The organism is Litchfieldella rifensis, from assembly GCF_042646605.1.
In the GTDB taxonomy this organism is placed as follows: Bacteria; Pseudomonadota; Gammaproteobacteria; order Pseudomonadales; family Halomonadaceae; genus Litchfieldella; species Litchfieldella rifensis.
Window position 1 is genome coordinate 108,475 of the sequence record NZ_JBHRUG010000009.1, and the last position, 21,763, is coordinate 130,237.

The window sequence follows — 21,763 nt, forward strand, 5'->3', positions numbered from 1 at the left end:
GAGTCGTCCTGTTCTTTCGCTGGTGGCTATACTCTTCGAGCTTCGAGCTTCGAGCTTCGAGCTTCGAGCTTCGGTGCGCCCGTGGCTCGCTGCTCGTCGCTCGCAGCTGGCGTTACTGGCAGGCCTCGCAGCCCAGGTCATCGATCTCCCCGGCCGACGGGGCGCGCTGGCCACCCTTGCCCTGCAGGAAGTCCTCGATGCCACGTGGTTCGTTGTTGGCCTGAGGTGCGGTCTCGGCGCCCGGCGCCGGCTGGGCACTGGGCGCGCCGGCGTTGCCCACGGCATTCAGGTTGCCGCGCTCGACGGTGGATTTTTCCACCGAGGTGGCGCCCAGGGCACGCAGGTAATAGGTGGTCTTGAGGCCACGGAACCAGGCCATGCGATAGGTCACATCGAGCTTCTTGCCCGACACGCCCTTGATGTAGAGGTTCAGCGACTGAGCCTGGTCGATCCACTTCTGGCGCCGCGAGGCGGCCTCGACCAGCCACTTGGGCTCGACCTCGAAGGCGGTGGCGTACTTGGCCTTGAGGTCCTCGGGGACGCGATCGATGGGCTGCACGCTGCCGTCGTAATACTTGAGGTCGTTGATCATCACCTCGTCCCACAGGCCGCGTTCCTTGAGGTCGTTGACCATGTAGGCGTTGACCACGGTGAATTCGCCGGACAGGTTCGACTTCACGTAGAGGTTCTGGTAGGTCGGCTCGATGGACTGCGAGACGCCACAGATGTTGGAGATCGTCGCCGTCGGGGCGATCGCCATCACGTTGGAGTTGCGCATGCCCTGTTCGGCGACCTTGCCGCGAAGACTATCCCAGTCCTGGGTGGTCGAGGTGTCGACCTCGATGTACTTCTCGCCGCGTTCCTGCACCAGCTTCTCGATGGAGTCGATGGGCAGGATGCCACGGCTCCACAGCGAGCCTTCGTAGCTCCGGTACTGGCCGCGTTCGGCCGCCAGGTCGCTGGAGGCCTCGATGGCGTGGTAGCTGACCAGCTCCATGGAGCGGTCGGCGAATTTCACCGCCTCGTGGCTGGCATAGGCGATGCCGTGGGCGTAGAGAGCGTCCTGGAAGCCCATGATGCCTAGCCCCACCGGGCGGTGCTTGAAGTTGGAATTGCGCGCCTGGTCCACCGCGTAGTAGTTGATATCGATGACGTTGTCGAGCATGCGCACGGCGGTACGCACGGTCTTTCTCAGCTTGTCGCCGTCGAGCTTGCCGTCGACCACGTGCTGCGCCAGGTTGACCGAGCCGAGGTTGCATACCGCGATCTCGTCGACGCTGGTGTTCAGCGTGATTTCGGTGCACAGGTTCGAGGAATGCACCACACCGGCGTGCTGTTGCGGGCTGCGCAGGTTGCACGGGTCCTTGAAGGTGATCCAGGGGTGGCCGGTCTCGAACAGCATCGACAGCATCTTGCGCCACAGATCCTTGGCCTTGACCCGCTTGAACAGCTTGAGCTGGCCATTGCGGGTCATCTCCTCATATTCCTGATAACGCTTCTCGAAGGCCGCACCGTACAGGTCATGGAGATCCGGGCAGGTGGACGGCGAGAACAGGGTCCATTCCTTATCGTCGAACACCCGCTTCATGAACAGGTCCGGTACCCAGTTGGCGGTGTTCATGTCGTGGGTGCGGCGGCGGTCGTCGCCGGTGTTCTTGCGCAGCTCGAGGAATTCCTCGACGTCGAGGTGCCAGGTCTCGAGGTACGAGCACACCGCGCCCTTGCGCTTGCCACCCTGGTTGACGGCGACGGCGGTGTCGTTGACCACCTTGAGGAACGGGACCACGCCCTGGGACTTGCCGTTGGTGCCCTTGATATAGGAACCGAGCGCGCGCACCGGGGTCCAGTCGTTGCCCAGGCCACCGGCCCATTTGGAGAGCATGGCGTTGTCGCGGATCGCGCTGTAGATGCTGTCCAGATCGTCGGGTACGGTGGTCAGGTAGCAGCTGGAGAGCTGGCTGCGCTGGGTGCCGGAGTTGAACAGCGTCGGCGTGGAAGCCATGTAGTCGAAGCTGGAGAGCAGCTCGTAGAATTCGATGGCCCGTGCTTCGCGGTCGTTCTCGTTGAGCGCCAGGCCCATGGCCACGCGCATGAACATCACCTGGGGCAGCTCGTAGCGTACGTCGTCGCGGTGGATGAAGTAGCGGTCGTAGAGGGTCTGCAGGCCCAGGTAGGTGAACTGGTTGTCACGGGTGTGATCCAGGGCGTCACCGAGGCGCTCGAGGTCGAACTCGCGCAGGCGCTCGTCGAGCTGCTCGAACTCGATGCCCTTGTCGATGTAGGCCTTGAAGGCCGGCTTGTAGAGGTCGGCCATCTCGCCGAAGGTGGCTTCCTCGGCCACGCCGAGGAACGACAGCGCTTCGCGGCGCAGATTGTCCTGCAGCAGGCGCGCGGTGACGTAGGTATAGTTGGGGTCCTTCTCGACCAGGGTGCGCGCAGTCATCGTCAGGGCGGTGGCCACGCCGTCGACGGAGACGCCGTCGTAGAGGTTCTTCAGCGAGTCGTCGACGATCTTCTGCGGATCGACATTGGCCAGGCCCTCGCAGGCATCGAACACCAGGGTCTCGACGCGGCCCAGATCCAACGGGCGGCGGTTGCCGTCGGGCAGCGTGACGTTGAGCGTGGGATGCGGCTTCTCGATGTCTTCGCCGGACGCGGCACGGGCGCGGGCATGTTCCTCACGGTAGAGCACGTAAGCGCGCGCCACCTTCTGCTCGCCGGCACGCATCAGGGCCAGCTCGACCTGGTCCTGAATATCCTCGATATGCAGGGTGCCACCGTCGGGCATGCGGCGCAGGAACGCCTCGCAGATGGCGTCGGAGGAGTGGGCGACGAACTCGCGGATGCGTGATGAAGCCCCGGCGTTGTCGCCCTCGACGGCGATGAAGGCCTTGGTCATGGCCACCGCAATCTTGCTGGCATCGAAGGCGACCACGTCGCCGTTGCGCTTGATCACCCGCAGTTGCTGGGGAGCGGTCACGTTCACTGATGTCTTGCCGGGAGTAAGAGTGGTATCCATGGCGCCGTGTTTTCCTAGCGATGGTTGATGGACGAAGCGGGCCTGGGCGAAGGCCTGGGTTCTGGACATCGGCCGGAACCGGGCGGAAACTGGTCTCGCTACCGCCTTGACAATGTAATTTGACAGTGGCGTCCTTGCTTGCTGGCAGCACACTATCTTGTAGTCTTTCTGGTCACGAACACAAGATAGTGTGCCATTTGCCGTTCATCAAGTGGATAAGTTGTGAGTATCTTGTGTCTCTTCTGGGGGTGAATGGCAGATCCTCGTGGAGCCCCGTGGCAGCGCCTGCGGTGGGGGCAATCGAGGAATGGCTAGAGAATGAGATTCACTAGCGGAATTTCAGGTATCCTCGGGTATCATTCGCTAACATGGATGTAGCCGAATGAGACAGCGGTTACTGGAGGTTACTGGCAGTGAGGTCCTGTCAGGTTGGGGTAACGGCCTGGAGCAGGGCGCCCGTAAACAGGCGTGGCCCGAGCACGAGGGGCCACCAGGAAGGGATATCAAAGGGATGGACGAGAGCTTGGACAGCAACGACTTGGATCATGTACTGATCATCGAGGACGATGAGCGGCTGGCTAGCCTGACCCGCGACTACCTGGAAGCCAATGGATTCCGGGTGACGGTGGAAGCCGATGGGGCGCGAGGTGTCGAGCGCATCGTCGAGCTGCAGCCGGATCTGGTGATCCTCGATCTGATGCTGCCCGGTGAGGATGGCTTGTCGATCTGCCGCCGGGCGAGGCCCGATTACGCGGGTCCGATCCTGATGCTGACGGCGCGTACCGATGACATGGATCAGGTGCTGGGACTGGAAATGGGCGCCGACGACTATGTGCCCAAGCCGGTGCAGCCTCGTGTGCTGCTGGCCCGCATGCGTGCCTTGATGCGCCGCAGTGACCCGGGCGAGGGCGGCGGCGAGGTGCGGCTGACCTTCAACAACCTGGAGATCGATAGCGCCACTCGCGAAGCCTGGCTAGGGGGTGAACGCATCGACCTGACCAGCGCCGAGTTCGACCTGTTGTGGCTGCTGGCCAGCCATGCCGGCCGCGTGCTGACCCGCGAGGAAATCTTCTCGCAACTGCGCGGGATCAAATACGACGGGCAGGATCGCTCCATCGATGTGCGGGTGTCACGCATTCGTCCCAAGATCGGCGACGACCCCAACCAGCCGCATCGTATCAAGACGGTTCGCAGCAAGGGGTATCTGTTCGTCAAGGACGGCTGATGGCAGTGCCGCGTTCCCTGGCCCGCCCGCTTGCCGACAGTACTTTCCTGCGCGTCTATGTCCTGCTGGCACTGGCGCTGGTGCTGACTTTCGGCCTGGCACTGGCCGGTTTCGCCATGGTCGATCAGGTGCGTCGCGAACACTATCGTGAGCGGCTCGCCGAGGCTCCCATGGCGTTGCTGGTCAATCAACTGGCGGAACAGCCGGCCGCGCTGCGCGAGGCGTGGCTCGAACAGCGCAGCGCGGCGCTGGATATCGGCCTGCGCCTGTATGAACGTGAGTCCTTGCCTCTCAATTATTTCCAACGTTCGCGGCTGGATGCCGGGCGTGTGCTGATTCACTCGCTGGACGAGCAGGGCTGGCGCTTGCAGCAGAGTCTGCCCGGCGAGCCGCGGGTGCTGGAAGTCGTCCTGACCAGCCTCAATGAGCGCCAGCTCCGTGGGCTAGCCGAGGGGCTTAGGCAGTGGTTGGAGCGCGTCGATCCCGATCAGCGTGAGGAACGTCTGAAGGTTCTGACCGCAACGGCACTTGGTGTGGAGCTCAACGATGTTCCCCCTGAGGGGTTGGATGAGGGGCAGCGCGAACACCTCGCCAACGGTGGGGTGGTCATCCGCGTGTTACCCGAGAGCTGGGCGCTCTCGCTGTATCTGCAGTTGCCGCACGAGAGTGGGGCGCCACAGTGGGTCCAGGTTGGCCCCATCGAGGCTTTCGAACCCATGCCGCTGTCGCTGTCGTTGTTGCTGCTGGTGATCATGCTGCTGGTGCTGGCTGCCACCATTTACCTGATCGTACGCGGCGTGGAGGCGCGGATGGCGCGCCTGGAACTGGCGGCGACGCGCATCGCCGGGGGGCATCTGGAGACGCGGGTCAAGGTCGAGAGCGGCGACTTCCTGGGGCGCCTGGGAATGGCCTTCAATGGCATGGCGGCCCAGGTGCAGTCGCTGCTGCGTGCGCAGCAGGAAATGATCCGGGCGGTGTCCCATGAGTTGCGCACGCCGGTGGCTCGCATCCGCTTCGCCGTGCAGATGGTCGAGGACATGACCGACAGCGAGCCGGTACGTCGCCAGTTGTCCGGTATCGACAGTGACATCGAGGAGCTCGACGGTCTGATCGATGAGATTCTCACCTACGCCAAGCTGGGGGGAGACCAGGCCCACGGCATGGTCCTGGAAACCGAAATGGTCGATTGCCGGGCCATGGCGGCACGGGTGGTCGATGCCTTGGCGCCATTGCATGGCCATCTCGAACTGTCGATCGTTCCCGGTGACGAGGTCGAGGTGGTCGCCGAGCCGCGCTATCTCCAGCGGGCGCTGCAGAACCTGGTGGCCAATGCCTGCCGACATGCCGAGACGCGGGTCCAGATTCGCCTGCATGGTGAGCCGCGTGCGATACGCCTGGACGTGGAAGACGACGGCCCCGGCGTACCGGAGGCCGACCGCCTGGAAATCTTCAAGCCTTTCGCCCGGCTCGACAACAGCCGCACTCGGCGCTCCGGTGGTTACGGGCTGGGGCTGTCGATCGTGCACAAGATCATGGCTTGGCATGGTGGCAGCGTGATGGTCGATGACAGCGAAGCCCTCGGTGGGGCACGCTTCTCGCTGTTGCTGCCGGTCTCGCCCCCCAGGGTGCGCTCGCAATAGCACCAGGTCGGCGATACCTCAGGCGGGTTTGATGCCCTCCAGCACCGCGAACGACGTCTCGCGCGCGGTGCGCAGAAAGTCCTCCATCCACGGTGCCTCGCGGCTGTCCTCGCGGATCGCCGCGAACAGCGTACTCCACATGCCTTCCTCGCCCAGCGCCACGCCGCGTACGTAATCCCGCTCCAGGTACTCGGTGAGTGCCCAGTTGGGCAAGGCACAGACGCCGCGGCCGCTGGCGACGAGTTGCATCATCATGATGGTCAGCTCGGCGGTGCGGACTTCCTTGGGGCGGATGCCGGCCGGGTCGAGGAACTGGCTGAACACATCCAGGCGCGAGTGTTCCACCGGATAGGTGATCAGGGTTTCCTCGGCCAGGTCCGAGGGGGTGATCCAGGGGCGACTGGCCAGGCGATGCTGCTTGGCCACTGCCAGCAGTCCCTCGTAGCGAAACAGCGGTTCGTAGTGTATGCCGGGCAGCGGCTGGGGATCGGCGGTGATCACCAGATCGAGCTGTTCGCGAGCCAGGGCCGGCAGCGGATCGAAGTTGTGGCCACTGGGGATATCCACTTCGACCTCGGGCCAGTGGTTGCGGAAGTGATCGATGGTCGGCATCAGCCACTGGAAGCAGCTATGGCATTCGATCGCCATGTGCAGTCGGCCCTGCTCATTACCGGCCAGGCGGGCCAGATCACGCTCGGCCATGCGCACCTGAGGCAGCACCTGCTCGGCGAGGGTCAGCAGACGCTGACCGGCGCGGGTGAACTCCACGGGACGCGACTTGCGCAGGAACAGCGGGCTGCCCAGGCGTTCCTCGAGATCCTTGATCTGATGCGACAGCGCCGATTGGGTCAGGTGGACGCGCTCGGCGGCCTCGACCAGGGAACCGGCGTCGCGCAAGGCAATCAATGTGCGGAGGTGGCGTAGCTCGAGCATATTGAATGAGTTCTTTTCATGTTGATGATTAACCAATTTAGTTTGATTCACTCCTAATGGCCAGCGAGACTGTCTGTATCGTTGAGGATGGCGATTAGCCACTCAGTTTATCGAGCAATGACGGGAAGATAGCAATCATGACACTGGCACATACCCTCGGATATCCGCGTATCGGCGCGAAACGGGAATTGAAGAAGGCCACCGAGGCGTATTGGAAGGGCGAGATCGACCAGCACGCCCTGGAAGCCGTCGGTGCGGAACTGCGTGCACGTCACTGGCAGGCACAACGCGATGCCGGCCTCGATCTGGTGACGGTGGGCGACTTCGCCTTCTACGATCAGGTACTCAACGTCTCGGTGCTGCTGGGCGCGGTGCCGTCGCGCTTTGGACACTTCGATAGTCAGGCGGATGGCGAGGTGGACCTGGACACGACCTTCCGCATGGCCCGCGGTCGCGCTCCCAGCGGCCAGCCGGCGGCCGCCTGCGAGATGACCAAGTACTTCGATACCAACTACCACTACCTGGTCCCCGAGCTGCATGCCGGCCAGACCTTCCGGCTGGCCTCCGACAGGCTGTTCCAGGAAGTGGACGAGGCCAAGGTCGCCGGCCACCCGGTCAAGGTGGTATTGCTGGGGCCCTTGACCTGGTTGTGGTTGGGCAAGGTCAAGGGGGATGGAGCGCGCGGCGATGACGCCGAACGCCTCGAGCTGCTGGATGCCGTGTTGCCGGTCTATGGTGAAATCCTCACCCGTCTGGCCGATCAGGGAGTGGAATGGGTACAGCTCGACGAGCCGGCCCTGGTCCAGGATTTGCCACCGCAGTGGCAACAGGCATTCGAGGCCACCTATAACAAGCTGCAGTCGGCACCGGTCAAGCTGTTGCTGACCACCTACTTCGGGACGCTCGGCGACAACCTGCAACTCGCAACGAGCCTACCGGTGGATGGCTTGCATATCGATGCGGTGCGTGCCCCGGAACAGCTCGCCGCGGTGATCGATCGCCTGCCGGCCTACAAGGTGCTGTCGGTGGGGGCCATCGACGGCCGTAACATCTGGCGTGCCGATCTGGCCGCGCTGCATGAGTCGCTGGCCGAGGCCAAGGCACGGCTTGGCGAGCGGCTGTGGTTGGCACCGAGCTGCTCGCTGCTGCATGTCCCGGTCGATCTCGACAGCGAAACCAAGCTCGATACCGAGCTCAGAAGCTGGCTGGCCTTCGCCCGGCAGAAGCTCGATGAGGTGGTCTCCCTGTCGCGGCTGCTCGACAAGCGAGCCACCCCGGACGACCAGGCACGCCTGGAAGCGGCCACTGCCGCCCTGAGCGCCCGTCGCCGGTCGACGCGCATTCACAAGCCTGCCGTCGCCGAGCGCTTGGGTGCCATCACGCCTGGCGATACCGAACGTGCGAGTCCCTATGCGCCACGAGCCACGGTGCAGCGGCGCAAGCTGGACCTGCCGCTGTTTCCGACCACCACCATCGGCTCCTTCCCCCAGACGGCGGACATCCGTGCGGCAAGGCGTGCCTTCAAGACCGGCGAGCTGAGCCAGGACGCCTACGAAGCGAAGATGTGCGAGGAAATCGCCTTTGCCGTGGCGCGTCAGGAGGCCCTGGGGCTGGATATGCCGGTACACGGTGAGCCGGAACGCAACGACATGGTCGAGTACTTCGGCGAATTGCTCGACGGTTTTGCCTTCACCGAGTTTGGCTGGGTGCAGAGCTACGGCTCGCGCTGCGTCAAGCCGCCGGTGATTTTCGGTGACGTCAGCCGGCCCGCGGCGATGACGGTGCGCTGGAGCACCTATGCCCAGTCGCTGACCGACAAGCCGATGAAGGGTATGCTCACCGGCCCGGTAACCATCCTGCAGTGGTCGTTCGTGCGCGACGACCAGCCGCGTGCCACCACTTGTCGCCAGATCGCCCTGGCACTGCGCGACGAGGTGGCCGATCTCGAGGCCGCCGGTATCCAGGCCATCCAGATCGACGAGCCGGCACTGCGCGAGGGGCTACCGTTGCGCCATGGCCAGTGGCAGGCGTATCTCGACTGGGCGGTGGAATGCTTCAAGCTGGCAGCGGCGGTGGCTCGCGACGAAACCCAGATCCACACCCATATGTGCTACTCGGAGTTCAACGACATCATCGCCTCGATCGCCGCGCTGGATGCCGACGTGATCACCATCGAGACCTCGCGCTCGGACATGGAGCTGCTCGATGCCTTCCAGGACTTCGCCTATCCCAACGAGATCGGTCCGGGAGTCTACGATATCCACTCGCCGAACATTCCCGAGGTCGAGTGGATGGTTCGGCTGATGGAGAAGGCCGCCGAGCGCATCCCCCTGAAGCGGCTGTGGGTCAACCCGGATTGCGGTCTCAAGACTCGCGGCTGGGCCGAGGTCGAGCCGGCGCTGGCGAATATGGTGGAAGCCGCCAAGGAGCTGCGCCGTCGCCACGGCTGAGCCAAGTGCTACCCACAAGGCCGGAGCGTCCCGCGAGGGCCGTAGGGGCGGCTTCAGCCCGGGCGGCGTTCCGACGGTAGGCGGAACGAAGCCATGGCGTTTGAAGGCAGGCAAACAGTAGGCTGACGATAACGTGAGGTGTTCACGATCTCGTGCTGGACGACAGGCGCCGGGGCATTTCGCCTCGGCGCCTGTTATGCTTGGAACCTCAAGGGACTTCTTATATTGGATGCCTGTCACCATCGTCTCGCAAGGAGCCAAGATGTCGTCAGCGGTCATTTCTCCTTCTCGCTTCCTGCCGCTTCTACTGGGTGCCGGCCTGGTGCTGGCGGGGTGCGCCACGCCTCCGTCGTCGCGGCCGGACCCCAAGCCCGCCGTGGTCGACAGCGCCGCAGCCACGGCCATTGCCCGCCAGCAAGGCGGTGATACCGACGCCGACGAGGGGCTCGACGAGCCGGCCCCCCTGATGCCGTCGACCTTCTTCGCCGGCGGTGCCGAGCGGTTCGTGGCCTGGCGCTGCACGCCGGCACAGGATCTGGTGTCGGCCTTCCCCGGTAGCGAGCTGCGCTTGTGGTCGTCGCATGGCGCCTACCGTCTCGCGCCGGCCGTCGTCGCCAGTGGTGCCCGCTACGTACAGGGTGACCTGAGCTTCTGGAACAAGGGCGACGAGGCGCGGGTCGAGAGCGACAACGGGCGTCTGGAGTGCAAGCAGGACGTGGCTCGCCAGGCGATGACCCGCGAGGAGCGGCCCGGAGTCATGTTCCACGGGCGTGGCAACGAACCGGGCTGGGTGATCAACCTGGCTCACGATGCGCCGCAGGTGACCATGTTGCTCGACTATGGCGAGCGTGAGCTGGAGTTGCCCTATCGCGTCACCGAAATGGACAACGAGAACGGCCGAGTCACCCTGGCCAGTGGCCGGGAAGATCAGCCGTTCCGTCTGGAACTGGAGGCGCGCGCCTGTTTCGATGACATGAGCGGCCAGCCCTTCCCGGTACGGGTGATGCTGGACATTGACGGGCAGAGGTATCGGGGATGTGGGCAAGGCATTGCGCCCTAATACCCTTGTATTCGTTTTTATCGAATGATTGACGCGGTTTTTTGCGCTTTTTGTTTGAAAAATCGCATCTATCATGACGGTCATGGTGATTAACCCGACTTCTCGAAGGAGAACATCATGACCGCTTCCACTACCAAGGCGCTTGTCGTTACCTCGTCCATTCTCGGCTCTCATGGTCAGTCCCTGGCGCTGGCCGAACATTTCAAGACGCTGGCTGCCTCGCGCGGCGATATCCAGGTCACCGAACGCGACCTGGTGGCCCTGGACCTGCCGCACCTGGGGGCCGAGGAGCTGGCCAGCTGGCAAGTCGAGCCTACGGCCCGCAATGATGAGCAACGCCAACTGGCTACCCGTTCCGAGGCGTTGATCGAGGAACTGCGGGCCCACGATGTGCTGGTGCTGGCGGTACCGCTCTACAACCTGGGCATTCCTTCGCAACTCAAGGCTTGGTTCGATCGCATCTTACGTGCCGGCGAGACGTTCCGCTATACCGAGGCGGGTCCTCAAGGGTTGGTCGAAGGCAAGCGGGCGGTAATCCTGGCGGCCCGTGGCGGGCAGTATGCCGGCACCGCGCTGGATTCCCAGACGCCCCATCTCAAGGCCATGCTGGGCCTGATCGGAGTCACCGAGGTGGATGTGGTCTTTGCCGAGGGGCTGGCAATGGGAGGCGATCATCGTGAGCGCGCCTTGCAGGAAGCGCGGCAGGCCATCGGGGGGCTGATCGAGCGCCTGTAACGCTCGATTGCCTGTTCGATGTCAGGGGTGGCCAGCGATGGCCGCCCCTTGTCGTTATCGGTCAGCGGGGGAGCGATCAGCAGGCGTCAGGCTTGGCGATCAGCCACCGTTCGGCGACGAAGTCACTGGTGCACAGCACCGGTTCGGGGCCGAGAATGCGTTGCCCTAGCCTGGCCAGGGCCTCACGCTGTCGCGTCGTCGGGGTGTCCAGTTGCCACGGAGGGATGGCCTGCCAGTCGCCATCGGGAGCGACTTGTGCCAAGGCGAAGCGGAAGGGATGGAAACCGGGAAAGCCCAGGCGCAGGTCGGTGGCAACCAGGGTCGGTACGCCATCGAGGCGTCGTATCTCGTAGCGCAGGAAGGGGCCGGCGAACCAGTCGAGTCGGGCTCCGCTGGACAAAGCCAGGGCATCGTCCTCGAGTTCGGCACCGCGGGAAAAGGTTTCCAGCATCGGCGACGTGGTACCGTCGAACAACCCGATCAATGCCTCGTGGTGGGTATCGCCGTCGATGATGGTGACCCGCCACAGCATGGTATTGAAGGGGGTGGGTTGCACCAGGCGTGGTGCATTTTTCAGGTCATGTTCTGCAAGCACCGGGGCGAGACGGGTCTCGACGATGGCCTTGGCTCCCATGGCAAAGATCAGGTAAGCGCTGGACAGCGCCAGGCCCCAGGCCGGTGCGCGTCGACCGTGCCCGGTGACCAGCGCTACCAGGATACTGACCAGCAGCAGCAGGGTATACAGCGGGTCGATGATGAATATCACCGGCCAGGCACTGGGGCGAGCGCCCAGTGGCCACCAGAGCTGGGTGCCGTAGGTGGTCAGGGCATCCAGCAGCGGATGGGTCATGAGGCACAAGCCGAAGAACAGCCACCAGTGACGCAAGGATATGTCGCGTGCCGGCGCGAAGCGTGTACAGAGCCAGGCGAGCAGGGTGGCGAGCCCTCCGAGCACGAACAGCGAATGGCTGAAGCCGCGATGCTCCGTGTAGTCGGCGATGGCGTTGCCGTAATCGAGCGCCACATCGGCGTCGGGTAGCGTGCCCAGGACCGCCCCGATCAAGACGGCCTTGCGGCCCAGCCGGCGCCCCAGCACGGTACCACCGACCACGGCACCGAGGGCTGCCTGGGTAAGAGAATCCATCGTGCCGAAGCCTCCTCGTCGGGCGTCTGTAAAGTGGCCCCGATATCAAGCTATTGCGACGTCGCCGAGCGGAATGGGTTCCGTGGGCGAGCGGCTAGCGTGCCCACGGCGGCTCGGTCGCCAGGATTCGCGCCTGTACCGGGCAATCGTCGCGATGGGCCCCGGGCAGATAACCGGTACTCATCAGGAATTCATTGACGATTTCCGGCCCGGTGAAACGGAAGGTGCGCTTGAAAAGCTTGATCCAGTCGTCAAGGGGCAAGGGGTGATGGTGCTCCAGCCAGGCATGGAAGCTGCCGTGCTCCGCTTGCAGTGTCCTGATGATTCCGGCGTTGTGGATGGTGGCCTCGACTTTCAGGCGGTTGCGGATGATCCCGCTATCGTTTAACAGGCGTTCGCGTTCGACGCCACCGTAGGTGGCGACACGGTCGATGTCGAAGCCATCGAAGGCGGCCTGAAAGGCGGCGCGTTTCTTCAAGACCGTGAGCCACGAGAGTCCCGCCTGGTTGATTTCCAGGATCAGGCGTTCGAACAGCACGGCATCGTCGTTGACCGGAAAACCGTATTCACGGTCGTGGTAGGGGCCATGGAACGGATGGCCGGGGGCCTGATCGCAATAGTCGGCCACATGCGTCTCCTCGAGGTTTGGCGTTCGGGCAAGAGCCTGCCATGATGATGCATGGATTTCGCTGCGACAGAGTATGCCATTATGACGACGCCCGCTCCCAAGATCATCATGCGGTTGCCGCAAGTCTTCCCGCGCTATATTCAGGAATAGGCTCAGGAAGGAGAACCGTCATCATGCAATATCTGCACACCATGGTTCGCGTCAGCGATCTCGAGGACTCGCTGTATTTCTACTGTGACTTGCTGGGAATGGTCGAGATCGATCGCAAGGATAGCGAGAAGGGGCGTTTTACGCTGGTCTTTCTCGCTGCGCCGGAGGACGAGATCTCGGCTCACGAAAGCCGTACGCCGATGCTCGAGCTGACCTATAACTGGGATCCGGAAGAGTACACCGGTGGGCGTAACTTCGGTCACCTGGCCTATCGCGTCAACAACATCTATGCCCTGTGCGACAGGCTGCAGAGCAACGGTGTGACCATCAACCGGCCCCCGCGCGATGGGCACATGGCGTTCGTGCGTTCGCCCGATGGCATCTCCATCGAGCTGCTGCAGGCCGGCGAACCATTGCCCGCCGAGGAACCTTGGGCCTCGATGGAGAATACCGGCAGTTGGTAACCGGGACCATGAGCGCGGAGCGTATCGGCTGAGGAAGGGAAGCCCATGCCACTGGATGACACGCTGCACGAGGCCTTCCGGCGTGAGGCGAAAGCGCTGGAGGGCATCGACCTCGCTACCTACCGCCAGTTCGACAAGGATCCGCTCGAACCGATCATTGGCCTGGGGCCCTGCGATGCACCGGTAGGCTTTTTCGGCCGTGATCCGGGGCGTCGGGAGGTCAAGTGGGGGGAACCGTTCATCGGCAGCGGTGGGCAGAAGGTGCGCGAAGGGCTGTACCTGGCCATGCATGGCGAACCGCTTCCGGATTTCGAGGCCTCGCGAGAGGTGGGGCGTCACGTCTTCTGGGCCAATTCCGTGCCCTACAAGCCGGTCGGCAACAAGGCATGGTCGATGACCACCAAGCGGCGCTTCCAGCCGTTGATAGCGGCACTACTGGTCAAGCATTGGCAGGGCCGCGAGGTGATCACGCTGGGGCGTGAGGCCTTCCTGTGGTTTGGCATCAACCAGCCGCGCGAGGTGCGTCAGGCGCTGGAAGACTTCTGGCGCCGCGACGATCGCTTCGATGCCCGGCATACCACACCTCTGGTCCTGGAGGATGGACGCGAAGCGACATTTCGCCTGGCGCCACTGCCCCATCCCTCCCCACTCAACCAGGCCTGGTTCAAACGCTTTCCGGAACTACTCCAGGCGAGACTGGAGCAGTTGGGTGTGGCGGACATGCTGGCCCGCCACAGCGGTGCCTAGCGGGTCAGTCAGGACGATAGGCCATGCGCCCGCTGCCGAGGAACACGATGGCAATGGCACCGAACAGGTACATGCCTTGCAGTTCCAAGGCCCAGCCGCCGCTGTCGGTCAGTGTGAACAGCTCGCCGGTGTGTACCAATATGACGGCTACCACCATGTTGATGGCCATCAATAAACCTCCGAGGCGCGCCTGCCAGCCGACGATCGCCATCAAGGGCGCGAGCACTTCGCCAACCAGTACCCCGTAAGCCAGAAAGGACGGTAGACCGTAGTCCGCCAGCTGGCTGCCGATCCAGTTGAGAGTGTCGGGGTTGAGCAGCTTGGCGATGCCGTGGAACAGTATCAGGCCGCCGACGGCCAGGCGCAGGATCAGTTTTCCCAGGGCATCGTTGTGCAGGGCATGAAGCATCAGGGCTCTCTCCTTGAGGTCGAGGGGCTCGGGCATGGGTTTCCACGACCATGACTGAAAGTTATCTGAATTGCGGCCGATAACCTAGTGAAGTGGGGCGATTCGGGTCGAATCGAGGTCGACCGGCTATCTGCCCTACGGGAATTTTCGGTCATGGCGTGAGACGAGGATATTCATGTTGTATCGCGTCATCCAGCGTAGCTGGTTGAAATTGCTGCGCCCTCCTGTCGGTCTGGCTGTCGAGCGTCAGCGTACCTATCAGGTCTTCATGCAGATCTACCTATTTGCCAGCCTGGCACATATCGCCTTCGTGCCGGTACTCGTCTGGCTGGACAGCCTATTGCTGCAGCTCGCCAATCTGGCCTGCATCGCTATCAATCTGACAGCGATTTCGTTGCACCGCCACTGTCGTTTCAGTGCGGCTCTGCTGATCAAGATACTGGCCATCGTGACGTTGATCACTCTGGGTGGCATGCTGATGGGGCAGCATACCGGTTTCGAATACTACTTCTTCGTGGTGCTGTTCGAGATTCTGATCAGCGAGATGCGCCGTCGCTACAAGCTGCTGCTGGGACTGTCGCTGCTGGTATTGTCGCTGGTATCGGTCAACGCCCTGTATGGCACGTGGGGCCATTGGCCGCACAGCGAGGCCTCCCTGCGCGTGCTGCATTCATTGAACCTGGCCTGCGCCGGAATTCTCTTCGCCTACATCATTCTGCAGATGCACTTCATCACCGAGCGTACCGAGCTGCGCTTTCGTACCGATGCCAGCCATGACTCCCTGACCGGTGTCTTCAATCGCCGGGCCATTTTCGAGCGTGCCGACGCCTTGTGGCAGCAGGGCACCGGTTTCAGCCTGTTGTTGCTCGATGCCGACCATTTCAAGAGCATCAATGACAGCCACGGTCACAGCGCGGGTGACCAGGTGCTGCGGCATCTGGCGCGTTTGCTGGACAACACGCTGCGCGATGGCGACTCGATTGGGCGGGTCGGAGGTGAGGAATTTCTGGTGCTGTTGCCTGGCACGAGTCGCCATGAGTCGCAATCCGTGGCGCATCGGTTGCGCCACCAACTGGCCGAGCAACCTTGTCGACTCGATGCCCTGGCCCTGCCGGTAACACTTTCCATGGGGCTGGCGCAGTCTCATGAGGCCACGACGTTGCGTGACCTGGTGGAGCTGGCCGATCGGCGGCTGTATCTGGCCAAGTCATCGGGACGCGACCAACTGGTGATCGAAGGCGGGGAAGAGGTGACGGCGTACGCCGGAGGCAGTGCGGCGGTGCGTGTCGCCGGTGATTCCCTCCTCTAGCGATCCACGACAAGATGGGGCACTCTGTCGCGCAATGCCATAAGAGGAGAACGGATTGATGAAGGGATCTTGGGTGGCGATCGGGCTTGTGGCGGTGTTGCTCTCCGGGTGTGCCGGCTCTTCTCCCCCTGCCCCGCAGCGGGAGCAGGCGGCAATGGACGTGGCGGATTCGCCGGTGATCGGCCCGCGTTGGCGACTGATCCTGTTGGGTACTGACGAACGCTGGTCGGGCAACCAGCCCGCCTGGTTCGAGGTGGCGCCCGAGGGAGGTACCTTGCGTTTGGTGGGCAGCGATGGCTGCAATCGGCTCAGTGGCCAGGTCGAGCTCGACGACGGCAACCGCATCCGTATCCAGAATCTGGCCTCGACGCGGATGGCCTGCCCCAATATGGCGGAGGCACAGCGGGCCAATGCGCTGCTCGAGAATGCCTATCGCTATCTGATCGATGACGATCGTCTGGTGTTCTTCGGCCGCGACAGCCGCGTGCTGGGCGGCTTTCAGCGCACCTCAGCGCGTTGAGCAACGCCTCGTGACGAGGAGCCGCTGTTGCATGCGAAGCATCTTGCCGGTGATGTGATGCGCCCCAGTAGCCGGGGGCGCTGAGGATCACCACACAGAGTGCACCGAGGGCAGTGGCTGACGACGCGAGTCATCACAAGCGACCTATAGCGCGGCGATCTTGTTGCGCTGCTCGACCAGGGCCCGGCGCGAGGTCTGGAACTCGGCCAACTTGTCGCGCTCCTTCTGCACCACCGCCTGCGGGGCCTTGGCGACGAAGCTCTCATTGCCGAGCTTCTTCTCGATGCCGGCGATCAAGGTGTCCTGCTTGTCGATCTCCTTGGTCAGGCGCGCGAGCTCGGCATCCTTGTCGATCAGGTCGGCCATCGGCACCAGCACCTCCATCTCGCCCACCAGTTGGGTGGCGGACAGCGGGGCCTGCTCGGGATCGTCGAGCCAGGTGGCGCTGTCGAGCTTGGCCATACGGGCCAGAAACACGCGATTGGCCTCCAGGCGTTCGCGGTCGGCGTGGCTGCCCTTGGTCAGCAGGATGTCGAGATTGCGGCCGGGGGCGATGTTCATCTCGGTGCGAATGTTGCGCACCGCGACGATCACGCCCTTGAGCCATTCGATATCGCGTGTGGCCTGCTCATCGATCCTGCTCGCCTCGGCCTGCGGCCAGGGCTGGTTCATGATCGACTCGCCGCCGCTCGCCTTGCCCGCCAGCGGTGCGACGCGCTGCCAGATCTCTTCGCTGATGAACGGCATCATCGGGTGCGCCAGGCGCAGGATGGCCTCGAGCACCCGCACCAGGGTGCGACGGGTACCACGCTTGGCGGAGGGCGAGGCGTTGTCGTCCCACAGCACCGGCTTGGAGAGCTCCAGGTACCAGTCGCAGTACTCGTTCCAGACGAACTCGTAGAGCGCCTGGGAGGCCTGGTCGAAGCGGTACTCCTCCAGTGCCTTGGTGACCTGCGCCTCGGTCTGCTGCAGGCGCGAGACGATCCAGCGGTCGGCCAGCGACAGTTCCACCGGTTCGTCGCCGGTGCCGGTGTCCTGACCTTCGGTATTCATCAGCACGTAGCGCGAGGCGTTCCACAGCTTGTTGCAGAAGTTGCGGTAGCCGTCGAGACGTCCCATGTCGAACTTGATGTCGCGCCCGGTGGTGGCCAGCGACAGGAAGGTGTAGCGCAGGGCGTCGGTGCCGTGGGGCTCGATACCCTCGGGGAAGTCGTCGCGGGTGGCCTTGGCGATCTGCTTGGCCTTCTGTGGCTGCATCATGTTACCGATGCGCTTCTCGACCAGCGAGTCCAGCTCGATGCCGTCGATCAGGTCGATGGGATCGAGTACGTTGCCTTTCGACTTGGACATCTTCTGGCCGTGGCTGTCGCGCACCAGGCCATGCACGTAGACCTGCTTGAACGGCACCTCGCCGGTGAACTTCAGGGTCAGCATGATCATGCGCGCGACCCAGAAGAAGATGATGTCGAAGCCGGTGACCAGCACGCTGGTCGGATGGAAGGTCGCCAGGTCCTCGGTCTTCTCCGGCCAGCCGAGGGTGCCGAAGGTCCACAGTCCCGAGCTGAACCAGGTGTCGAGCACGTCTTCGTCCTGGGTCAGAGCCAGATCGGCGCTCAGGCCATATTTCTCGCGCGCCTCGCTCTCGGTGCGTGCCACGTAGACGTTGCCATCGGCATCGTACCAGGCCGGGATGCGGTGCCCCCACCATAGCTGACGCGAGATGCACCAGTCCTGCAGGTCGCGCATCCAGGCGAAGTACATGTTCTCGTAGTTCTTGGGCACGAACTCGATATCGCCATTCTCGACCGCTTCGATGGCGGGCTTGGCGAGACTCTCGACGGCGACGAACCACTGGTCCGTCAGCAGCGGTTCGATGACGTCACCCGAGCGGTCACCGTAGGGCAGGGTATTGCTGACCGTCTCGACCTGGTCGAGCAAGCCCAGAGCGTCCATGTCGGCAACGATCAGCGTCCTGGCCTCGAAGCGGTCCAGGCCGGCGTACTTGGCCGGCAGGGTGGGATCGACGTCGGGGCGCGGGCGGCCCTGCAGGTCGAAGACCTCGGCGCTCTCGCGCACCTTGGCGTCCAGGGTAAAGACGTTGATCAGCACATGCCCCTGGCGCTTGCCGACTTCGTAGTCGTTGAAGTCATGCGCCGGGGTAACCTTCACGCACCCCGAGCCCTTTTCCATGTCGGCGTGCTCGTCGGCGACGATGGGGATGCGGCGGCCGACCAGCGGCAGCTCGACGAACTTGCCGATCAGCGAGGCGTAGCGTGGATCCTCGGGATTGACGGCTACACCGGTATCGCCAAGCAGGGTCTCGGGGCGGGTGGTGGCCACCACCAGGTGGTCCTTGCCAGCGTCGGTGGTCACACCGTCGGCCAGCGGGTAGCGGAAATGCCAGAACTGGCCCTGCTGCTCGCGATTCTCCACTTCCAGATCGGAGATCGCGGTATGCAGGGTCGGGTCCCAGTTGACCAGGCGCTTGCCGCGGTAAATCAGGCCTTCCTCATGCAGGCGCACGAAGACTTCCTGCACCGCCTTGTAGAAGCCATCGTCCATGGTGAAGCGTTCGCGGGACCAGTCGACGCTGGCACCCATGCGCCGCAACTGGCGGGTGATATGGTCGCCGGATTCGTGCTTCCACTCCCAGACCTTGTCGATGAACGCCTCGCGACCCAGGTCATGGCGCGACTGGCCGGTCTCGGCGGCCAGCTTGCGTTCCACCAGCATCTGCGTCGCGATGCCGGCGTGGTCGGTACCCACCTGCCACAGGGTGTTGTGCCCCTGCATGCGCCGCCAGCGGATCAGGGCATCCATGATGGTGTCCTGGAAGGCATGCCCCATGTGCAGGCTGCCGGTGACGTTGGGCGGCGGAATCATGATCGAGTAGGGGCTGCCCGAGCCGCTCGGCGCGAAGCGGTTGTCGGCCTCCCAGCGCTCGTACCAGCGGGTTTCGATCTGTTCGGGTTGGTAGGTCTTGTCCATGGATCGCTCTTGTCGGAAATGGCTGCGCTCGATGACTCGCCATCATCGTTGACTACTATGCGTAGCGTGGCGACAGCCTTGCAAGGCGCGACACTGTCGATGACGGTTGGCCAGCATGAGGGGCGCGAAAAATGGCACCGATTATAGCCCGAGACACGGGCCACGTCATGAGGCTCCAACCCCGGCGACACGGTTAGTCGCCGTGGGCAGGCAGCTTGTGGGCGGTGACCGGATAGCCGCGCTGCTTGTAGGTCTGCCAGCACTCGCGCTTGACGGTGAGCACGTCCTGGTGCTGATTGATGATCTCGACGACCCGGGAAAAGCGCGAGAACCACTCGGGGATCTCGGGGTGAAGGTTGAGCATGGCATCGATACCGGGCTCGGGCGGACCTTGCCAACCCAGGGTCACCGGCACCTCTGCGGCCATGTCGCTGCCCTGCAGGGCATGCGGCAGGTAGCTGTCGGGACGAAAGGTCCATAGCTTGTCGTCGAGTTCACGGGCCATGGCCTCGTCCTCGGCATGCAGGTGCAAGCGGTAGCCCTTGCGATAGATGGTCTCGGCCAGCCGGCAGGCGAAGCCCAGGCGTGCCTCGAGGGTGGTGTCGGGGAGGATATAGAAATCGATCTGGGTCATGGTCCTGGCTTCGAGCTTCGAGCTTCGAGCTTCGAGCTTCGAGCTTCGAGCTTCGAGCTTCGAGCTTCGAGCTTCGAGCTTCGAGCTTCGAGCTGATGGGGCCACCCGCCCAGCGGCGGGTGGCCAGGCTGGCTCAGTCTGTTTCACCTTCGGTGACCTGGGTATCCTGGGCGCGATCGAGCAGGTACTGGGTCAGCAGCCCCACCGGACGGCCGGTAGCGCCCTTTTGCTTGCCCGAGGTCCAGGCAGTGCCGGCGATATCGAGGTGGGCCCAGGGGAACTTGTCGGCGAAGCGTGACAAAAAGCAGGCAGCGGTGATGGTCCCTGCCGGACGGCCGCCGATATTGGCCAGGTCGGCGAAGTTGGAGTCGAGCTGTTCCTGATATTCGTCCCACAGCGGCATGTGCCAGGCGCGGTCCCAGGCGGTTTCACCGGCCTCCAGAATATCCAGCGCCAGGTCGTCGTCGTTGGACAGCAAGCCGGTGGCATGGTGGCCGAGAGCAATGATGGCGGCGCCGGTGAGGGTCGCGATGTCGACCACACTGGCCGGTTCGAAGCGTTCGGCATAGGTCAGGGCATCGCATAGCACCAGGCGACCCTCGGCATCGGTATTGAGTACTTCCACCGACAGGCCCTTGAGGGTCTTGATGATGTCGCCGGGTTTGGTGGCGCGACCATCGGGCATGTTCTCCGCCGCCGCGACGATGCCGACCAGGTTGATCTTGGGCCGGATGGCGAGCACCGCCTTGACGGTGCCGAAGACGCTGGCCGCTCCGCACATGTCGAACTTCATCTCGTCCATGGCTTCGCCAGGCTTGAGCGAAATGCCACCGGTATCGAAGGTGATGCCCTTGCCGATCAGTACGTGGGGGGCCTCCTCGGGGTCCTCGGCGCCCTGATAGCGCATCACGATCAGCCGCGAGGGCTCGGCACTGCCGCGACCCACCGAGAGCAGCGTGTTGGCACCGAGTTCCTCCAGCGCCTCCTCGCCAAGCACCTCGACGGTGAGCGCGCCCTTGGAAGATTTACCGAGCCGCTCGGCCTGGTCGGCCAGGTAGCGTGGCGTGCACACGTTGGCGGGCAGGTTGCCGAGCGTGCGGGTGTAGTTGATACCCTCGCCGATGGCGCCGCCAAGACGGGCGCCCTCCTTGGCATCCTTGTCGTCATCGCTCTCACTGACCAGCAGCGTGACGCGTTCGAGCTTGGGCTCGGGGGACGGTTCGGACTTGAATTCGTTGAAGCGGTAGATGGCGCGCAGTGTCGACTCGGCGATCATGCGAGCCTTCCATTGGCTATCGCGGTCGGGGACCGGGACGTCGATCATGGCCACGGCGGCGTCGTCGATGGGGAGTCCCGCCAGGGCGGTGAAGGCCGCATCCACCGCCTTGCGGAAGCTGCCTTCGTTACACTTGTCGCGCTCGCCGAGGCCGACCAACAGCAGGCGCTCGGCATTCAAACCCGGGGCGAAGGGGATGAGTTGCACGTTACCGAGACCGGCCTTGAAGTCGCCGCGCTCGATCAACTGTCCAATCAGCCGCTCGCTGGCATCGTCGAGCTTGGCGGCGGCCGGCAGGAGGTCTCCATCCTTGAACACCGGTACCACGACACAAGCCGTTTCGACCTTGGCCGGGTTGGTCGTCTGAACAGGGAATTCCATGGCGTCTCCACAAGACAAGTGTAGGGGGATTCTGGATAATGCCGGCACGGC

General features: G+C 63.6%; 17 protein-coding genes. 9 read left to right on the plus strand and 8 right to left on the minus strand.

Annotated features, from left to right (window positions below; translation table 11 throughout):
* Positions 1–112 precede the first annotated feature (112 nt).
* Positions 113–3,019 carry a ribonucleoside-diphosphate reductase subunit alpha gene (locus ACFOEV_RS03985; RefSeq protein ID WP_386771839.1) on the minus strand — a complete coding sequence of 969 codons (2,907 nt, stop codon included), beginning with the start codon at positions 3,017–3,019 and terminating at the stop codon, positions 113–115.
* 511 nt (positions 3,020–3,530) lie between these two features.
* Here ACFOEV_RS03985 and ACFOEV_RS03990 point away from each other — a divergent pair.
* Together ACFOEV_RS03990 and ACFOEV_RS03995 are read left to right on the plus strand one after the other, a co-directional pair.
* Complete coding sequence (locus ACFOEV_RS03990; RefSeq protein WP_386771841.1) at positions 3,531–4,244, plus strand: winged helix-turn-helix domain-containing protein; 714 nt, start codon at positions 3,531–3,533, stop codon at positions 4,242–4,244.
* On the plus strand, positions 4,244–5,884 hold the full coding sequence (locus tag ACFOEV_RS03995; RefSeq protein ID WP_386771842.1) for an ATP-binding protein: 1,641 nt from the start codon (positions 4,244–4,246) through the stop codon (positions 5,882–5,884). Before ACFOEV_RS03990 ends, ACFOEV_RS03995 begins: the two co-directional genes overlap by 1 nt.
* Positions 5,885–5,902: 18 nt before the next feature.
* Here the strand turns inward: ACFOEV_RS03995 and ACFOEV_RS04000 are convergent, their stop codons facing one another.
* Positions 5,903–6,817 carry a LysR family transcriptional regulator gene (locus tag ACFOEV_RS04000; protein ID WP_386771843.1) on the minus strand — a complete coding sequence of 305 codons (915 nt, stop codon included), beginning with the start codon at positions 6,815–6,817 and terminating at the stop codon, positions 5,903–5,905.
* Positions 6,818–6,954: 137 nt separating this feature from the next.
* Between ACFOEV_RS04000 and metE the strand changes: the two genes are divergently transcribed.
* From metE to ACFOEV_RS04015, 3 genes are all read left to right on the plus strand, one after another.
* Positions 6,955–9,267, plus strand: coding sequence for a 5-methyltetrahydropteroyltriglutamate--homocysteine S-methyltransferase (gene metE / locus ACFOEV_RS04005; RefSeq protein WP_386771844.1), 2,313 nt, complete (start codon positions 6,955–6,957; stop codon positions 9,265–9,267).
* Between the two features lie 262 nt (positions 9,268–9,529).
* Positions 9,530–10,327 carry an MliC family protein gene (locus tag ACFOEV_RS04010; protein WP_386771845.1) on the plus strand — a complete coding sequence of 266 codons (798 nt, stop codon included), beginning with the start codon at positions 9,530–9,532 and terminating at the stop codon, positions 10,325–10,327.
* A gap of 117 nt (positions 10,328–10,444) precedes the next feature.
* Positions 10,445–11,062: an FMN-dependent NADH-azoreductase gene (locus tag ACFOEV_RS04015; RefSeq protein WP_386771846.1), complete on the plus strand. Its 618-nt coding sequence runs from the start codon at positions 10,445–10,447 to the stop codon at positions 11,060–11,062.
* A 76-nt stretch (positions 11,063–11,138) separates the two neighbouring features.
* Here ACFOEV_RS04015 and ACFOEV_RS04020 read toward each other — a convergent pair whose 3' ends face one another.
* A complete protein-coding gene (locus ACFOEV_RS04020) occupies positions 11,139–12,206 on the minus strand; it encodes a metal-dependent hydrolase (protein ID WP_386771847.1) in 1,068 nt (355 codons plus the stop codon).
* Positions 12,207–12,300: 94 nt separating this feature from the next.
* Entirely contained in the window at positions 12,301–12,834 is a 534-nt protein-coding gene (locus tag ACFOEV_RS04025) for a DNA-3-methyladenine glycosylase I (RefSeq protein ID WP_386771848.1), read from the minus strand.
* A gap of 173 nt (positions 12,835–13,007) precedes the next feature.
* Here ACFOEV_RS04025 and ACFOEV_RS04030 point away from each other — a divergent pair, with 173 nt between their 5' ends.
* Positions 13,008–13,448, plus strand: a complete 441-nt coding sequence (locus ACFOEV_RS04030; RefSeq protein WP_386771849.1) for a VOC family protein — start codon at positions 13,008–13,010, stop codon at positions 13,446–13,448.
* 45 nt (positions 13,449–13,493) lie between these two features.
* Positions 13,494–14,195 carry a uracil-DNA glycosylase family protein gene (locus tag ACFOEV_RS04035; protein WP_386771850.1) on the plus strand — a complete coding sequence of 234 codons (702 nt, stop codon included), beginning with the start codon at positions 13,494–13,496 and terminating at the stop codon, positions 14,193–14,195.
* Between the two features lie 4 nt (positions 14,196–14,199).
* Here ACFOEV_RS04035 and ACFOEV_RS04040 read toward each other — a convergent pair whose 3' ends face one another.
* On the minus strand, positions 14,200–14,604 hold the full coding sequence (locus tag ACFOEV_RS04040) for a DoxX family protein (RefSeq protein ID WP_386771986.1): 405 nt from the start codon (positions 14,602–14,604) through the stop codon (positions 14,200–14,202).
* A gap of 175 nt (positions 14,605–14,779) precedes the next feature.
* Here ACFOEV_RS04040 and ACFOEV_RS04045 point away from each other — a divergent pair, with 175 nt between their 5' ends.
* Both ACFOEV_RS04045 and ACFOEV_RS04050 read left to right on the plus strand, forming a co-directional pair.
* The gene (locus tag ACFOEV_RS04045; RefSeq protein ID WP_386771851.1) at positions 14,780–15,913 is read left to right on the plus strand and encodes a GGDEF domain-containing protein; all 1,134 of its coding nucleotides are present in this window, start codon (positions 14,780–14,782) and stop codon (positions 15,911–15,913) included.
* Between the two features lie 58 nt (positions 15,914–15,971).
* Positions 15,972–16,433, plus strand: coding sequence for an META domain-containing protein (locus ACFOEV_RS04050; RefSeq protein ID WP_386771852.1), 462 nt, complete (start codon positions 15,972–15,974; stop codon positions 16,431–16,433).
* 144 nt (positions 16,434–16,577) lie between these two features.
* On the opposite strand, the gene ACFOEV_RS04055 is transcribed toward ACFOEV_RS04050, so the two are convergent.
* From ACFOEV_RS04055 to ACFOEV_RS04065, 3 genes are all read right to left on the minus strand, one after another.
* The gene (locus ACFOEV_RS04055) at positions 16,578–19,421 is read right to left on the minus strand and encodes a valine--tRNA ligase (protein ID WP_386771853.1); all 2,844 of its coding nucleotides are present in this window, start codon (positions 19,419–19,421) and stop codon (positions 16,578–16,580) included.
* 193 nt (positions 19,422–19,614) lie between these two features.
* Positions 19,615–20,055, minus strand: coding sequence for a DNA polymerase III subunit chi (locus tag ACFOEV_RS04060; protein ID WP_386771854.1), 441 nt, complete (start codon positions 20,053–20,055; stop codon positions 19,615–19,617).
* A 133-nt stretch (positions 20,056–20,188) separates the two neighbouring features.
* Positions 20,189–21,712, minus strand: coding sequence for a leucyl aminopeptidase (locus tag ACFOEV_RS04065; protein WP_386771855.1), 1,524 nt, complete (start codon positions 21,710–21,712; stop codon positions 20,189–20,191).
* Between the last annotated feature and the right edge of the window lie 51 nt (positions 21,713–21,763).

Bases quoted from the DNA above. Each gene is read 5' to 3' on its own strand.
- ACFOEV_RS03985 (WP_386771839.1), bottom strand. From the start codon at position 3,019: ATGGATACCACTCTTACTCCCGGCAAGACATCAGTGAACGTGACCGCT.
- ACFOEV_RS03990 (WP_386771841.1), top strand. From the start codon at position 3,531: ATGGACGAGAGCTTGGACAGCAACGACTTGGATCATGTACTGATCATC.
- ACFOEV_RS03995 (WP_386771842.1), top strand. From the start codon at position 4,244: ATGGCAGTGCCGCGTTCCCTGGCCCGCCCGCTTGCCGACAGTACTTTC.
- ACFOEV_RS04000 (WP_386771843.1), bottom strand. From the start codon at position 6,817: ATGCTCGAGCTACGCCACCTCCGCACATTGATTGCCTTGCGCGACGCC.
- metE (WP_386771844.1), top strand. From the start codon at position 6,955: ATGACACTGGCACATACCCTCGGATATCCGCGTATCGGCGCGAAACGG.
- ACFOEV_RS04010 (WP_386771845.1), top strand. From the start codon at position 9,530: ATGTCGTCAGCGGTCATTTCTCCTTCTCGCTTCCTGCCGCTTCTACTG.
- ACFOEV_RS04015 (WP_386771846.1), top strand. From the start codon at position 10,445: ATGACCGCTTCCACTACCAAGGCGCTTGTCGTTACCTCGTCCATTCTC.
- ACFOEV_RS04020 (WP_386771847.1), bottom strand. From the start codon at position 12,206: ATGGATTCTCTTACCCAGGCAGCCCTCGGTGCCGTGGTCGGTGGTACC.
- ACFOEV_RS04030 (WP_386771849.1), top strand. From the start codon at position 13,008: ATGCAATATCTGCACACCATGGTTCGCGTCAGCGATCTCGAGGACTCG.
- ACFOEV_RS04035 (WP_386771850.1), top strand. From the start codon at position 13,494: ATGCCACTGGATGACACGCTGCACGAGGCCTTCCGGCGTGAGGCGAAA.
- ACFOEV_RS04040 (WP_386771986.1), bottom strand. From the start codon at position 14,604: ATGCTTCATGCCCTGCACAACGATGCCCTGGGAAAACTGATCCTGCGC.
- ACFOEV_RS04045 (WP_386771851.1), top strand. From the start codon at position 14,780: ATGTTGTATCGCGTCATCCAGCGTAGCTGGTTGAAATTGCTGCGCCCT.
- ACFOEV_RS04050 (WP_386771852.1), top strand. From the start codon at position 15,972: ATGAAGGGATCTTGGGTGGCGATCGGGCTTGTGGCGGTGTTGCTCTCC.
- ACFOEV_RS04055 (WP_386771853.1), bottom strand. From the start codon at position 19,421: ATGGACAAGACCTACCAACCCGAACAGATCGAAACCCGCTGGTACGAG.
- ACFOEV_RS04060 (WP_386771854.1), bottom strand. From the start codon at position 20,055: ATGACCCAGATCGATTTCTATATCCTCCCCGACACCACCCTCGAGGCA.
- ACFOEV_RS04065 (WP_386771855.1), bottom strand. From the start codon at position 21,712: ATGGAATTCCCTGTTCAGACGACCAACCCGGCCAAGGTCGAAACGGCT.